Genomic DNA, 14,148 nt, shown 5'->3' on the forward strand with positions numbered 1-14,148 from the left:
AAGCCAAGGCGGTTGCGCCAAGGCCGATTCGTTTTACTCCTTGACGGCGCCTTCGCTGGTGTTCATGATTCGCTTTTGGAAGATGAAGAAGACGACGGCGACCGGCACGGTCATGATGGCGGCAGCAGCGAGTTTGATGGGGTATTGCGAACCCTCGCTGAGTTGTCCGCTGGCCAGGCCGGCGACGCCCTTGGTCAGGGTAGTCAGGGCGGGATCCTGGGTGGCGACAATGAAATGTCCCAGCTCATTCCAGGAACCTTGGAACGACAGGATGATGATGGTGACCAGGGCCGGCCGCGCCATGGGCAGGACGATCGACCAAAACACGCGGAAGAGACCCGCGCCGTCGATGCGCGCTTGTTCCTCGACACTGGGCGGGATGGACTCAAAGAAGTTCTTCATGATGAAGACACCGGCGGCATCGGTGAGCAGTGGAATGATCATGCCGGCGTAGGAGTCGTAGATGCCAAGTTGGTTGATGACCAGGAACTTGGGAATCATCAGCACTATTCCGGGCACTGCCATGACTGCCACCAAGGCCGCGAAAACGACGTTGCGGCCACGGAAGCGCAAGCGCGCCAGGGCGTAGCCGGCCAGAGAAACCAGCAGGACGCGGCCCAGGGTAACCACCACAGTGACGATGGTTGAGTTCATGAACCACGTTGGAAGGTCGGAGTTGAGGAACAATTTCCGGTACGCCTCAGCCGTCCACGTTTCCGGAACGAGCGATACCGGGCTGGCGGCAGCATCGGCGTCGTTCTTAAAGGAGGTTGCCAGCTGAACCAGGAACGGCAGGACGTAGATGACGGCGACCGCGACCAGGATGGCGTAGGCGACCCAGGCGGCGGTGTTCGCCGTGGAGCGCCGCCGCGGCCGGGCTGGGGCACTTTTCCGGACGAGGAGATCATGTTTCGGCGAAGCCTGTTGCTCGGTTACTGCTGTCATTTTTGTACCTCCCTGATCTCTTTCTGGGTCGGCAGCCCATTTCGGGCTGCCGGAGTCGGCTGGCCATAGAGGCGTCTGTGCCGCCTGGAAACTCCGCGTTCCCTGAGGACCCATCGCTGGAGAAGCGTGAAGAACACGATGATGACAAAAAGAATGAAGGCCATGGCAGCACCCTGCCCCCACTGCTGATTGACGAAGGCGCTGTTGTAGGAAAGGTATGCAGGCGTCAGCGTCGTCTTGCCGGGTGCGCCGCCGGTGCCCGCATAGACCTGGTCGAAGACCTGCCAGCAGCCGATGAGTCCCAGGGTGAGCACCGTGAAGAGTGTTGGCCGCAACTGGGGGAGGGTAATGCGCCAGAAGCGTTGCCAGCCATTCGCGCCGTCCATGATTGCTGCCTCGGTGACATCACCGCCGAGGTTTTGGAGGGCCGCGATAAAGAGCAGCATGAACGTGCCGCTGGTGGTGAAAATCGCCATGAGGATCAAAGCCGTCATGGCCACGGACGGCCCGCTGAGCCAGTCCCACCACGTAACGCCAAGGAACTCACTTCCGGTCAGAACGGTTGGTCCCCGTGTCAGTCCGAACGATGCCAAGAGGTTGTGGATGACGCCGGAGGAATCGTTGAACCAGTTGGGGCCGTTGATCCCAAGCCAGGACAGTACCTTGTTGACGGTCCCGCTGGCGCTGAAGAGGAACAACCAGAGGACCGTCATGGCCACAGAGCTGGTCACGGAAGGAAAGTAGAAGGCAGTCCGAAAGATTCCGCGGCCCCGCAGGACGGCACGATTGACCAGGACGGCAAGGAACAACGCCACGGCCGTCTGCAAGGGCACCACCAGCACCGCGTACCAGGCATTGTTGCGCAAGGCGGTGCCGAAGTCCTGTTCGGCGAGTCCACCGTCGGTGAGGAGCGCTTGGTAATTCTTGAGTCCCACAAAATTGACGTCACCTGAGAAGGGGTTTCCGCGCCCACCCCAGTCGCTGAAACTCACCCACAGGGCCATCAAGACCGGAACAGCGAGGAATACGGCGAGAAGGATGATCGTCGGGGCTGTGAACAGCCATCCGGAGATTGTCTCGTCGCGCCGGACCCCGGTGCGACGAGACCCTTTATTGTTTGTGGTCATCTGCGGCTACCGGGCCAGTGCTTCGAAGTTCTTTTGCGAGGCCGCAAGAATCGCACGGGGATCGCTGGTGGCCAGCGTTTCCAGCTTGGAGTTCAGCTCAGTGACGACGTCGGCCGAACCTTTCGCTGCCGGGACGCCCTTCGCGTAGTCGGCAGCGGCAAGGAACGGGACCAACTCCGGGTTCTCGGCAGTCCATTCGGACGCGGCGGACTTGATAGACGGCATGGGGCCAAACTCTTTGGCGAAGGCCAGCTGCTGGTTCTTGCCGGTCAAGTGCTCCACCAGCTTGAGCGCTGCAGCCTGGTTGGGGCTGTCTGCCGCAATGCCCCAGCAGTTGGTGAACTGAAGAGTGCCCTTGCCCCCGGGGCCCGACGGGAGCTCGGCCACCTTGAAGTTGACGTTGGGATAGTCAGCCTTCATGGCACCGGTGATCCAGTTGCCTTCGATGGTCATGGCAGCCAGACCCTTGCCCAGGGCCTCCCCGCCCCAGCCTGCACCGAGGTCCTTTGTGAATTTGAGTCCGCCGGATGCCTGGAGCCTCTTCACGTAGTTCAAAGCATTGGCGTTGGCGTCAGTGTCGGTGGTGGCTTCCGTGCTCCCTTCGTTCATGAGGTTGCCGCCCGCCTGGGTCATGAAGGAGCCGAGGCGCTCATATTCGCCGGAGATACCAAGGCCGATGTGTTCGGTGGTGGTCAGCTTCCTGCTGACAGACTCAAGCTGGTCCCAGGTCTTGGGAAGGTCCGAGTCGGACAATCCTGCTTGCTTCCACATATCGGCGTTGATGATGAGCTGCAGCGTGGAGAAGTCCTTGGGCGCGCAATAGAACTTGCCGTCATAAGTGAACGTCTTGACCAGGCTGGGGTAGAAATCGTCCTTGTTGGCGAGCTGGTCGCCGTAGGCAAGCAGGGATCCGTTGGAGGCATAGCCGGCAAGCGCAGCGGTTGAAAGGTAGAAAACGTCCGCCGGCTTTTTGGCAGCGAAACCTTGGGAGAGCTGCTGGCTGATGTTGCTGGCGGTGACCACCGAAGCCGCGGTGCCGGACGCCGTCGACCACCCGGCCACAGCTTCCTTGACTGACTTCGTCTCGGCTTCGCCGCTGGAGCCAATCATGACGGTGAGTTCGCTGTCCGAGGAGGTGAGCCCCCCAGCAGCGGGCGTTCCCTGGCTGAACCCTGAACCGCACCCGCTAAGTGCAAGGGATACTGCGATGACCGCAGCGCCTGCGATGAGTTTGCTCGGGATGCTTCCTTGCATGAACTACTCCTTGACTGTGTGTGCGTGTTGGCACGGTACGGGGAAAAACCAAGAGCTCGCCGCTGGGCGAAGCCTTGCTGAGTGAGGAAAGCACATGCCGTCAGCCCGACGATTTGATCGTTCAAATTTTCCTGCCAACTAGTAATTTGAACGATCAAATTGGTTTTGACTAGACTACCCATATGCGTGTCGAAGCTGTCAAGAGCGTTGGGAGGGAAGACCATGGGGCAACTGCCCACCATTCATGATGTTGCAAAGGTCGCGGGCGTTTCACGCCAGACCGTGTCCAACGTGCTCAACTCGCCGTCGCTGGTGCGGCCGGCGACCAGGGAGAAAGTGGAAGCCGCCATCGCCGGGCTGGGGTATCGCCCGCACGCTTCGGCGCGAAGGTTGCGGACTCAGAAGAGCGCCACCATCGGAATCCGGCTCGATCCGCTGGCCGCGGATGGCATCTCCGGATCGGTCCTGGACCGCTTCCTGCGCTCCTTGACCGAGAGCGCGGATCGGAGAAACCTCCGGGTGCTGCTGTTTACGGCAACGGACAGCAATGACGAGATCCGCCAGTTCCAACGGCTAAGCGAGGGGGCCGACGTCGATGCGTTCGTTCTGACGTCAACCTTCCACGGTGACCCGCGAACGCAATGGCTGATCGACCACGGCCAACCATTCGTGACCTTCGGCCGTCCCTGGGGCACCGATGACCGAACCGACCCGAAGCATTTGTGGGTAGACGTTGACGGCAAGCAAGGCATCCAGCAGGCAACAAAGCATCTTCTCGACGCCGGAGCCAGGCGTATCGCCTACATCGGCTGGCCCAGCCCTTCCGGCACAGGGGACGACCGCCGAAACGGCTGGCAGGAAACAATGACGGCGGCGAGCGGACTCAGCGATGAAGTCATCGCCTCGCTGCACGTCAGTGTTGACGACGGTGTCACCGCGGGGGCCGACGCCATGGGTCTGCTTGAGTCCACACCCGGGAATATCGACGGCGTTGTCTGCGCCAGCGATGCGCTCGCCTTGGGAGCATTCATGCACAGTTCAGGCCGGATCCCCGTTATCGGTTACGACAACACCCCGGTTGCATCCTCCATCGGCCTCTCCAGCATCGAACAACCCCTTGACGATGTTGCAGAGGCCGTCCTTGAACTGCTCACCGGAGTACACGGCGGGCGTATCCAGGCGGACAGGGCAGCTCAAGCGCCAACCCACAGGCTTCTTCCTCCGAGCTTGATAGTTCGCAGGCCGTTGGTCCAAGTGATCCCAACCGAGGGTGTTTAGGCGAAGTCGTATTCCTGGAACGCAGCCACTTCGTTCTGCCATCGCGACTCAACGAAGGCCACATGCTGAGCATGTGCGTTGTAGGCGTCGTAGGCTGACTGGTCGGCGAAGACCATGGAGAACTGCCAGTTCATGTCGCTTTTGGCGCTGACCTGACGGTGGACGGAGAAGTCCTTCACGCCGTCGATCTCCGCAAGCGTCTGTTCCGCCGTCGTGAGAAACTCTGTCTCCTCGGCCGAACCAGGCTCGTGAATCAACGAGAAAACCACCGTGTGGGTAATGGCGTTCATGTCCTACGCGCCCACCGTCTTCAGATAATTACGGATCCCATCGACCACCAGCAGGTGGTCGTCGTCGGAGGACAGCCCGGACACCGTGATCGCACCAATCACGCCGGCGCCCCGCACCCGGACGGGGAAGGAGCCGCCGGCAAGGGTGTAGTCCTCGGGCGTAAGCCAGCCACCCTGGGTAGGGTCGGCGTCGCGCTCCGCGAACATTTCGGTGAGCAGCGCGGTGCTGTGTTCAAAACGCAGCACCGAAGCAGACTTGCGGCGGATCCAAGCCTCTTGGTCCGCGGTGGCACCGGGCAGGACGCAGCGGAACAACACGAGGTTGTGGCGGCGGATGTCGATCGCTACGCCGTGGCCCTCGGAAATCGCGCGGTTGGCGATCAGGGAACCGAGACGCCACGCGTCGTGCTGGTCGAAGCTAGCGAACACCAGCTCCTCTTCCTGCTGGCGGAGTTCGGCCATGCGGGCTGAGCCAGTCATTCGGCGTCCGCCTCGTAGCTCAGGCCGATCTGCCGGCGGATCTCATCCATGGCGGCCATGATGGCTACAGTCTCACTTGGCGGCAGGATGGTTCCTTGAGTGGATCCGGCCCTCACCAAACGTTCCATTTCCGCAGCCTGGTACTGCATGCCCCGGCTGTTCACTGGTTGGTCGTAGCGTTCAACAACGCTTCCGTCCACGGCATGAACGGTGAAAGGAACAGGGTTGTACCAGGTGTGTTCGATGTCGATCCAGCCCTCCGTTCCAATGACCAGGGCGCGGTTGGCGCTGGCTGCGTCGAGTTCGCAATCAACTATTGCCTGGGCACCGCCGGCGTATTCGAAGATGGCTGCCGTCTGGCGGTCCACGCCGGTGGCCGTCATGGACGCGCTCGCGTGGATACGGGACGGGGTGCCGAGGATGTCGAACGCGAAGGAGATCGGGTAAATGCCAAGGTCCAGCAGCGCTCCACCGCCCAGGGCGGGATCGTTGAGCCGGTGGGCAGGGTCCGTGGGGAGGCTCTGGTTGTGGCTGGCGACGACCTTGCGGACCTCGCCGATGGTGCCCTCCTGGATGATTTCGCGGAGTCGGATCATGTGCGGGAGGAACCGGGTCCACATGGCTTCGAGCGCCACGAGCCCCCTGGACTCCGCCAACTCCACGATCTCCCGGGCTTCGCGGGCGTTCATGGTGAACGACTTCTCCACCAGCACATGCTTGCCCGCATTCAACGCCAACAAAGCATTGGCACGGTGGAAGGGGTGCGGCGTCGCTATGTACACGACGTCCACCTCGGGATCGGAGACCAGGTCCTCGTAGCTGCCGTGCGAGGCCGGAATGCTGTACTGCTCGGCAAACGCTTTGCTCGAGTCCACGCTGCGTGAACCAACGGCCTGCACTGTGAAGCCGTTCTCGTTCAGGTCCTGTGTTTGGAGCCCTGCGATGAAGCCGGTGCCCAGGATGCCCCAGCGGATCGGGTTCTCAGGATGAATCGTCACGAAATTAGTCCTTTGTCGAGTCGGCAAGGGGGTACGCCACGAACGCAAAGCGCGTCGAGTCCGGCGACCAGCTGTTGACGTTGAGCGTACCTTGGCCGCCAAACAGCGGCCATGTGTGGAGCGGCGTTGTCCAGTCGCCGGTTGAGACAAGCACGACGGCGACAGGCAAGTCAGCGGGGTGGCCTTGCGTTCCGCCGGGGAACCGGATGTAGCTGGCGCGGCTGCCGTCGGGGGAGAGGTGCGGGAACCAATCGACTGTTTCAGACTCAAGCAGATGCTCGAAACCGCTGCCGTCAACCTGCACGCGGGCAAGTTGGGCGTGGCCTGGCACCGAACTGAAGGACTCAGTGTTCAGGTACAACCACTTTCCGTCAGGCGAATACTCGGGCCCGTCGCAGTGCCCGGGGCCGACGTCAACGCGGGCGGCAGCACCGCCGTCGGACGCTATGGTCATGAGGGCACCGGGCCTGGTGAAGTCGCCCGACTCAATCCCGACGTAGGCCAACTCCTTGCCGTCCGGGCTGACGCCGTGGAGGAAGTGGAAAGAGTCGTCGTCCTCGGTGACTCGCGTGGCCGGTCCGCCCTCCAGCAGGGCACGGTAGATGTGGCCGTCGTTCGCCGAAACGTAGATCCCTGCGCCATCCGGGGCCAGGACGTGATCGTTGTTGAGATCGGGCACTCCGCTGAGCGGGACTTCCGCGGGTTCACCGCCGGAAACGTCCAGGGTCCACAACTTCCCGTCCCCGTTGAGGACTAGTGAGCTGCCGTCGAGGCTCCAGTTCGGAGCTTCGAACAACACATCGCCAGTGCTGTAAAGCAACTCGGACTCCCCGGTAACCGACGCGATCCACACCTCGCAGCGCTGGCCGGGTTGGAGGGTGCGGTTCACCCGGCCACCGCCGAGTCACCGGAGGACAGTTCCTTGATCCGGATGTTCCGCCACCGGCACTGCGCACCTTTGCCCCAGCGGGCTTCGCCGAACATGGAGTCGTTATCGTGCACCTCGAGGGCGATGTGCCCGCGCTCGCCGAGGGTCTCCAGGATGGCTTGGGGATGGTAGTTGGGGGAGTCCAAAGTTGCTGTGTCCAGTTCGGCGATCTTGAGGCCGTTGATCCAGGTGGTGATGACCGGCAGCGCACCCACACAGCGGATCCGGAGCTCGTTCCAGTCGTCCCAGCGCCAGACTTTCAGGAAATCGTCGACGTCGGCCGCGTACGCCAGCCGGGCACGCTTTTCTTCCGTGACGGGCTCCACGGACGTGGCCGGGTTGTCTGCTACCAAGCCGAGCGGACGGCCGTCGGCATCCACAGCGACGTCGATCGCGAAGGGCACTGCCGAGAAGCTTGCGAGTCCGTTGCCGAAGAAGCCCCCGATGCCGCCCGACGGCCGGTGGTCAACCAGGACCTGGAAGCCCTCCCAGGTATCTGGCCGGCGCCGGACCATCACACCAGTGTCGGCTGGCCAGTCGGGGTGCATCTCCAGCACGAGCTCAAAGTCGCCGAACGCCTCCTCGCTCACGAGGTAGCCGCCGTAGCCGCTGCCGGGGGAGTCCTGCTCACCCACCAGCACGCCGTCTTCCACGAACCAGGTGGCCGGGTGGTTCTCGGGCTCCACCGGTGCGGTCAGGCCCAAAGCAGCGAAGCGTTCGGAGAGAGCCGGACCGCCGGGGTACTCCGTGCCGTATACGCGGGGCACAGCCCGCCATCCGGCCAAGGTGGTGCCGTCGAACAGCGGGACGAAACCCTCGTCGTCGTGCTTTGTGGTCTCAGGCATGCACTAGTCCTTGGTGCTGAAGGCGGCGTCGAAGGAGGTTTGGGAGGCGGGGAAGTCGAACTTCTTGAGGGCGGCGAGGGCTTCAGGGGCGCCGTGGAGGCGGTCCATTCCGGCGTCTTCCCATTCCACGGAGATGGGTCCCTGGTAGCCGATGGCGGTGAGGGCGCGGAAGGATGATTCCCAGGGCACGTCGCCGCGTCCGGCCGAGACGAAGTCCCAGCCGCGGCGGGGGTCGCCCCAGGGCAGGTGGGAGCCCATGACGGTGTTCCGGCCGGTGGGGCGGAGCTTGGTGTCTTTGCAGTCCACGTGGTAGATCCGGTCCTTGAAGTCCCAGATGAAGGAGACGGGGTCGATGCCTTGCCACATGAAGTGGGAGGGGTCCCAGTTCAGGCCGAACGCTTCGCGGTGGCCGATGGCTTCGAGGGTCCGGACGGTGGTCCAGTAGTCGTAGGCGATTTCGGAGGGGTGGACTTCGTGGGCGAAGCGGACCCCGTTTTCGTCGAAGACGTCCAGGATGGGGTTCCAGCGGTCGGCGAAGTCCTGGTAGCCGGCGTCGATGACTTTTTCGGGGACGGGCGGGAACATGGCGACGTATTGCCAGATGGAGGAGCCGGTGAACCCGACCACGGTGTCAACACCCAACGCGCGGGCGAGGCGGGCGGTGTGTTTCATTTCCTCGGCGGCACGTTGGCGGACGCCCTCGGGTTCGCCGTCGCCCCAGACGCGGGAGCCGACGATCGCTTCGTGGCGGAAGTCGATGGGGTCATCGCACACAGCCTGGCCCTTGAGGTGGTTGGAGATAGCCCAGACCTTGAGGTTGTATTTGTCCAGGATGGCGAGTTTGGAGTCGACGTAGCCGGGTTCGTCCCAGCGCCAGGCGTCCAGGTGGTCTCCGGAGACGGCGATTTCCAGGCCGTCGTAGCCCCAGCCGGAGGCGAGGCGGGCGACTTCCTCGAAGGGGAGGTCGGCCCACTGGCCGGTGAACAGGGTGTACGGGCGGGACATGGTCAGGCTCCTTCAGTAGCGGTGCTGGAAAGCTGGATCAGTGAGCTTTTGGCTGCCGCGGACTCTTCCACGGCGGCGAGGATGTGTTGGACGTTCAGCCCTTCTTCGAACGACGGCGACGGTGCCTCACCTGAGGCGATGGCGGTGAGGAAGTCCCGGATCTGGTGCGTGAAGGTGTGTTCCCAGCCGATGATGTGGCCCTGCGGCCACCATGCTTCGAGGTAGGGGTGCTCGGGTTCGTTGACCAAGATCCGCCGGAAGCCTTGTTCGCGCACGGGCGCGGTGGCGTCCAGGAAGCCTAGCTCGTTGAGGTTTTCGAGGTCGAAGAGGATGGTGCCTTTGTCGCCGTAGATTTCGAGTTTGAGGGAGTTTTTCTGGCCCGTGGCCACGCGGGAAACCTCCACTGAGGCGATGGCTCCGGAGGCCAGGGTCAGCGTGGCCCACGCGGCGTCGTCCACCGTGACATCCTCGGGACCCTCCGGTCCGGGGCGGTTGGTTACGAAGGTGTGCAGGCGGCCTGAAACCTCGGTGACGGCATCGCCGAGGAGGTAGAGGACCTGGTCGATCGCGTGGGAGGCGATGTCGCCCAGGGCGCCGGAGCCGGCGGTTTCCTTGCGCAGGCGCCAGGTCATGGGGGACTCGGCGTCGGAGAGCCAGTCCTGCAGGTAAGCGGCGCGGATGTGGCGGATGGTGCCGAGGCGGCCCTCGGCGATCAACTCGCGGGCCAGGGCCAGGGCGGGGACACGACGGTAGTTGAAGCCGATCATGGACTGCACCCCGCGTGTCCTCGCGGTAGCGGCCGCGGCCACCATGAGTTCGGCCTCACCCAGGGTGTTGGCGAGCGGCTTTTCCACCAGGACATGCTTGCCGGCGGCCAGGGCGGCGATGGCGATTTCGGCGTGCATCCAGCCGGGGGCGCAGATATCGATGATGTCGATGTCGTCCCGGTCGATCACAGTGCGCCAGTCGGTGGCGGACTCGGCCCAGCCGTACTTGGCTGCGGCCTCGGCCACCTGGCTGGCGTCCCGGCCAACGAGCACTTTCTGCTCGAAGGCCGGGACGTCGAAGAAACTGGCCACGTTCCGCCACGCATTCGAATGGGCCTTCCCCATGAAGGCGTAGCCGATGGCGGCCACGCCGAGTGGTCGCTCGGAAGGCCGGGACGTGTGGGCGGGGGTGGTCATGTTCTTGTTCCTCGCTGGTTCTTAGAGCGTTGCGGTTTCCGGCGCCCAGTCCTCGGGGACGGACGCCGAGACAGGAGCGTTGCTGGTGACATCCACGAACGAACCCGATTCGACGGATTCGGCGATGGAGACCATGGTGTCCAGCACGTGGTACGCGAGATCGCCTGTGGCGCGGTGCGGGACGCCGGCACGGATGGCCCGTGCCATGTCCAGTGCGCCCAAGCCGCGGCCGTGGGCCGGGCCGGTGGCCGGGATGATCTCCGGTTCTTCCGCGCCGGGACGCCACAGTTTCAGGTCGCCGTCGAAATAGTTCGGATCCGGCAGCGAGAGCGTCGCTTCGGAGCCTGTGATCTCCACGAAGCCCATCCGCAGGCGCGGGGACTCGAAACTGAACACGCTGTGCGAGGACTGGCCGCCCTCGAACTGCGCCATCGCGGACACATGCGTGGGGACCTCGACGGCGAATTCCTCCCCGGCCTTGGGGCCGGAACCGATCACGCGGGTCGCTTTGGCGGCGGAACCGACGGCGGCCACCTTCCGGACCGATCCGAAGGTCTGGATCAGCGCGGTGAGGTAGTACGGGCCCATGTCGAACAGGGGACCGGCGCCGTGCTGGAACAGGAACGCCGGGTTCGGGTGCCAGGACTCCGGACCGGGGGTCTGGAACGTGGTCATGCCGGTCAGCGGGGTGCCGATATCGCCGCGCTCAATGATCCGGCGCGCCGTCTGCAGGCCCGCACCCAGGAACGTGTCAGGGGCGGTGCCCAAACGGATACCGGCCGCGTCGGCGGCCTTGAGCAGGCCCAGGCCCGATTCGCGGTCCAGGGAGAACGGCTTCTCCGTCCAGACGTGCTTGCCCGCGTTCACTGCGGCCGTGGCCACCTCGACGTGCGCTGCCGGGATGGTCAGGTTGACGATGAGCTCGACGTCGGGATGGTTCAGTGCCAGCTCCGGCGTACCAAACTCGGCGATGCCGTATTCCTTGGCGCGTGCCTCAGCGGCCTCAACGAAGAGGTCCGCGATCACCAGGACCTTCAGGTCGGGGAAGACCGTGAGGTTGTCCAGGTACTGCTTGCTGATATTGCCCGCACCGATGACGGCGACGCCTACCGGGCCCCGGCGGGTTGATGGGGAGAAGCTCATGCCTTGGCTCCTGCCGACTGTGCGTTGAGGAATGCGAGGCTTTCGGTGATGCCTTCAAAGATGTCGCCGGAGTAGTCATCGAATTCCACCACGCCCACTTCCAGGGACTTGGCTGCCGCGATGACATCCAGCACGGGGATGGTGCCCTGGCCGGCGGGCTGCTGTGCCTTGGTGTCGGTGTTGCCCGGGCCGTCCTTGATGTGGATGAGCTTCACGCGATCACCCAGACGGGCAAGCAGTTCCACAGGATCCTGACCGCCGACAGCTGCCCAGTAGGTGTCTACCTCAAGGACGAGTTCCGGATCCAGCAATCCTTCGAAGTACTCCAGCGCGGTCTTGCCCTCGATGGTGGACTCCAGCTCCCAGGCGTGGTTGTGGTAACCCACGCGGATGCCGTACTCGGCGCCCTTCTTGGCTGCAGCGTTGAGCTTGGCTGCCGTGTCCTGGATGGTCGCGGCGTCCTGCCAGTGTTCGGCAGGGAGGTAGGGATCGATGACCGTGGTGATTCCCAGTTCCTTGGCGGCGGCAAAAATCTCGTCCTGGTCCTGGCTCAGCAGCGGTGCGTGGCCTGAAGGGGCGGTGAGGCCGTTTTCCTTCAGGGCAGCCCCGAGCTCCGCGGCCGTTGCCACGAAGTTGTACGGTTCAACCTGCGTAAAGCCGATCTCGGCAACCTTCTTGATGGTTCCAGGCAGGTCCTCCTGAATGGCGTTCCGCAGGGTGTACAGCTGGATGGAGTAAGACATGGGGTTCCTTTTCGGGAGTTGTTTTTACGTGGAGCTGGGTGTCGGGGCGGTAAGGGGCTGCCTAGCGGCCGGCGAGGGATCCACCGATTCCGCCAACGCTGAAGTACTTGTTCAGGGCGGCAAAGACGATGATCGGCGGGAGCATCATGATCACGGCGAGGGCCATCACTCCGGACCAGTCGGTGAGGTTTTGCTGGAAGAAGGACTGGACACCCATGGGAAGGGTGAAGATCTCGTTGGAGCGGAGGAACACGATTGCTACCAGGTAGTCGTTCCAGGCCAGCAGGAAGGCGAAGATCGCGGTGGAGAGCACGCCCGGCAGGCTGTTCCTCAGCACCACCTTGGTGAAGGATCCGAACACGGAGCAGCCATCAATCCAGGAGGCTTCTTCGAGGCTGATGGGGATGGAGTCGAAGTACGCGGCCATCATCCAGGTTGCCACGGTCATGGTGGAACCTACGTAGATGATGGTCAGGCCCATGAGGTTGTCCACCAAACCCAAGGCTGCAAAGAGGATGAACAGCGGCACCACGGAAGTGATGATGGGCAGGGACTGCATGACGAACAGCAAGAGCGAGTAACCGGAGACTGCCTTGCTGCGGCCGCGGGAAAGAACGTAGCCGGCCGGCGCCGCGACGGCGACGGAGACGATCACGGTGGAGATGGTGGTGATGAGGCTGTTTTGCAGCCACGTGGCGGCCAGTGTCTTGGAGAAGACGTTGGTGATGTTCTCGAATGTCAGCCCGGTGGCGGTGCTGTTGGGGCTGGGGGTGAAGGCCAGGACCACAGTGACCATGATAGGTACCAGGACGATTGCGGTGATGGCCAGGATCAGGACGAACCGCCACCAGCGCCCGCGCATGCCGGCTTCGGAAAGCGTGCGGCGGGCCTTGCCGGTTTGGGCGATGCCGAGTGCGGGGCCGGATTCGGGGTGGGCGTGAAGTACAGCGCTCATTATTCGACGCTCGACTTTCGGATCTGGCGGTACAGGAGGACCGAGACGATTACCAAGGTGATGGTCATGAGGAAGGCGATGGCTACGCCCGGACCTGTTGCGAAGTCCTGGAAGACCGTGCGGTAGGCCAGGACCACCAGGGACGTGGTGGCGTCAACGGGTCCGCCGCCGGTGAGCAGGTAAATGGTGGGGAAGTCATTGACGCAGAAGATCGTCATGAGGATCCACGAGATATAGGTGGACCGCGCGATCAGCGGCAAGGTGATCTGGGTGAACTGCTGGAAACGGCTGGCGCCGTCCATGTTGGCGGCCTCGTAGACCGTGGAGTCCACGGAGGCGAGAGCTGCGGAGGTCATCATCATCATGAAGGGGAAGCTGACCCAGACCTTGAAGATCATGACCGTCACGGCTGCCAGGGTGGGGTCGGCCAGGAACAGCGGGGTGCCTAGTCCGAGGTTGCGGAAGATGGACGGGATGAGGCTGTCCGGGGTAGCCACCAGCCAGTTCCAGGCCGTGGAGGACACCACGATCGGCACCACCCAGGGAAGGAGCAAGAGAACTTTGAAGGTGCCGCCGGCGGGAATTTTGGTGCGAAGCAGCAAGGCAAGGCCCAGGCCAACGGCCCAGGAACCGAACACACCAACGATCGTGAACAGCAGGGTGAACTGTGCGGCCTTCCAGAACGCCGGTGAGGCCAGGACTTGCTGGAAGTTTTCGATGCCAACAAAGTCACCGGTTTGGATCAGGTTTCCGTCGTGGGTGGCCTGGATGCCGGCCTGGAAGAGCGGGTAGCCGTGGATCAGGACCAGCAGGATGACAGAGGGAAGCAGGAGCCAGAAGAACGTCCTGGACGCCTGCGCCGACAGCTTGCTCTTGCGGTTTCCGGTCCCGCCCCCGGACCCGCCGGGGGCAAGCCCCTTGCGGGCCCGGGCCAGGCCGGATGGTGCTGTAGTGGACGACATGGTGCTGGTCG

15 protein-coding genes are annotated in these 14,148 nt (G+C 63.4%); 1 reads left to right on the plus strand and 14 read right to left on the minus strand.

All coding sequences use genetic code 11. The annotated features are described in order from the left end of the window. Positions 1 to 33: 33 nt before the first annotated feature. From ACFRJ9_RS00945 to ACFRJ9_RS00955, 3 genes are read right to left on the minus strand one after another with little or no spacing between them, the layout of a single operon-like run. Positions 34 to 945 carry a carbohydrate ABC transporter permease gene (locus ACFRJ9_RS00945; RefSeq protein ID WP_377663429.1) on the minus strand — a complete coding sequence of 304 codons (912 nt, stop codon included), beginning with the start codon at positions 943 to 945 and terminating at the stop codon, positions 34 to 36. Further along, on the minus strand, positions 942 to 2,072 hold the full coding sequence (locus ACFRJ9_RS00950; protein ID WP_377663431.1) for a carbohydrate ABC transporter permease: 1,131 nt from the start codon (positions 2,070 to 2,072) through the stop codon (positions 942 to 944). Before ACFRJ9_RS00950 ends, ACFRJ9_RS00945 begins: the two co-directional genes overlap by 4 nt. 6 nt (positions 2,073 to 2,078) lie before the next feature. Continuing rightward, positions 2,079 to 3,326 carry an extracellular solute-binding protein gene (locus ACFRJ9_RS00955; RefSeq protein WP_377663433.1) on the minus strand — a complete coding sequence of 416 codons (1,248 nt, stop codon included), beginning with the start codon at positions 3,324 to 3,326 and terminating at the stop codon, positions 2,079 to 2,081. Between the two features lie 186 nt (positions 3,327 to 3,512). Here ACFRJ9_RS00955 and ACFRJ9_RS00960 point away from each other — a divergent pair, with 186 nt between their 5' ends. Further along, a complete protein-coding gene (locus ACFRJ9_RS00960; RefSeq protein ID WP_377663436.1) occupies positions 3,513 to 4,604 on the plus strand; it encodes a LacI family DNA-binding transcriptional regulator in 1,092 nt (363 codons plus the stop codon). Here ACFRJ9_RS00960 and ACFRJ9_RS00965 read toward each other — a convergent pair. The 11 genes from ACFRJ9_RS00965 to ACFRJ9_RS01015 all read right to left on the minus strand — a co-directional run bounded on the left by ACFRJ9_RS00965 (position 4,601) and on the right by ACFRJ9_RS01015 (position 14,137). Next, positions 4,601 to 4,894, minus strand: a complete 294-nt coding sequence (locus tag ACFRJ9_RS00965) for a Dabb family protein (protein WP_377663438.1) — start codon at positions 4,892 to 4,894, stop codon at positions 4,601 to 4,603. The genes ACFRJ9_RS00960 and ACFRJ9_RS00965 overlap by 4 nt on opposite strands. 3 nt (positions 4,895 to 4,897) lie before the next feature. Then, complete coding sequence (locus tag ACFRJ9_RS00970; protein WP_377663440.1) at positions 4,898 to 5,374, minus strand: heme-degrading domain-containing protein; 477 nt, start codon at positions 5,372 to 5,374, stop codon at positions 4,898 to 4,900. Then, complete coding sequence (locus ACFRJ9_RS00975; RefSeq protein ID WP_377663442.1) at positions 5,371 to 6,372, minus strand: Gfo/Idh/MocA family protein; 1,002 nt, start codon at positions 6,370 to 6,372, stop codon at positions 5,371 to 5,373. The genes ACFRJ9_RS00970 and ACFRJ9_RS00975 overlap by 4 nt, the downstream gene beginning before the upstream one ends. A gap of 4 nt (positions 6,373 to 6,376) precedes the next feature. Then, a complete protein-coding gene (locus ACFRJ9_RS00980; RefSeq protein ID WP_377663444.1) occupies positions 6,377 to 7,261 on the minus strand; it encodes a TolB family protein in 885 nt (294 codons plus the stop codon). Then, positions 7,258 to 8,145, minus strand: coding sequence for a DUF1080 domain-containing protein (locus ACFRJ9_RS00985; RefSeq protein ID WP_377663446.1), 888 nt, complete (start codon positions 8,143 to 8,145; stop codon positions 7,258 to 7,260). Before ACFRJ9_RS00985 ends, ACFRJ9_RS00980 begins: the two co-directional genes overlap by 4 nt. Before the next feature lie 3 nt (positions 8,146 to 8,148). Then, positions 8,149 to 9,150: a sugar phosphate isomerase/epimerase family protein gene (locus ACFRJ9_RS00990; RefSeq protein ID WP_377663448.1), complete on the minus strand. Its 1,002-nt coding sequence runs from the start codon at positions 9,148 to 9,150 to the stop codon at positions 8,149 to 8,151. 2 nt (positions 9,151 to 9,152) lie between these two features. Next, on the minus strand, positions 9,153 to 10,334 hold the full coding sequence (locus ACFRJ9_RS00995) for a Gfo/Idh/MocA family protein (RefSeq protein ID WP_377663450.1): 1,182 nt from the start codon (positions 10,332 to 10,334) through the stop codon (positions 9,153 to 9,155). Between the two features lie 21 nt (positions 10,335 to 10,355). Beyond that, positions 10,356 to 11,477, minus strand: coding sequence for a Gfo/Idh/MocA family protein (locus tag ACFRJ9_RS01000; RefSeq protein ID WP_377663452.1), 1,122 nt, complete (start codon positions 11,475 to 11,477; stop codon positions 10,356 to 10,358). Continuing rightward, on the minus strand, positions 11,474 to 12,220 hold the full coding sequence (locus tag ACFRJ9_RS01005; protein WP_377663455.1) for a sugar phosphate isomerase/epimerase family protein: 747 nt from the start codon (positions 12,218 to 12,220) through the stop codon (positions 11,474 to 11,476). The genes ACFRJ9_RS01000 and ACFRJ9_RS01005 overlap by 4 nt, the downstream gene beginning before the upstream one ends. A gap of 61 nt (positions 12,221 to 12,281) precedes the next feature. Beyond that, complete coding sequence (locus ACFRJ9_RS01010; protein ID WP_377663457.1) at positions 12,282 to 13,175, minus strand: carbohydrate ABC transporter permease; 894 nt, start codon at positions 13,173 to 13,175, stop codon at positions 12,282 to 12,284. Next, positions 13,175 to 14,137, minus strand: a complete 963-nt coding sequence (locus ACFRJ9_RS01015; RefSeq protein ID WP_377663459.1) for a carbohydrate ABC transporter permease — start codon at positions 14,135 to 14,137, stop codon at positions 13,175 to 13,177. The genes ACFRJ9_RS01010 and ACFRJ9_RS01015 overlap by 1 nt, the downstream gene beginning before the upstream one ends. Between the last annotated feature and the right edge of the window lie 11 nt (positions 14,138 to 14,148).

The organism is Paenarthrobacter sp. NPDC056912 (genome assembly GCF_042786555.1).
Classification (GTDB): domain Bacteria; phylum Actinomycetota; class Actinomycetes; order Actinomycetales; family Micrococcaceae; genus Arthrobacter.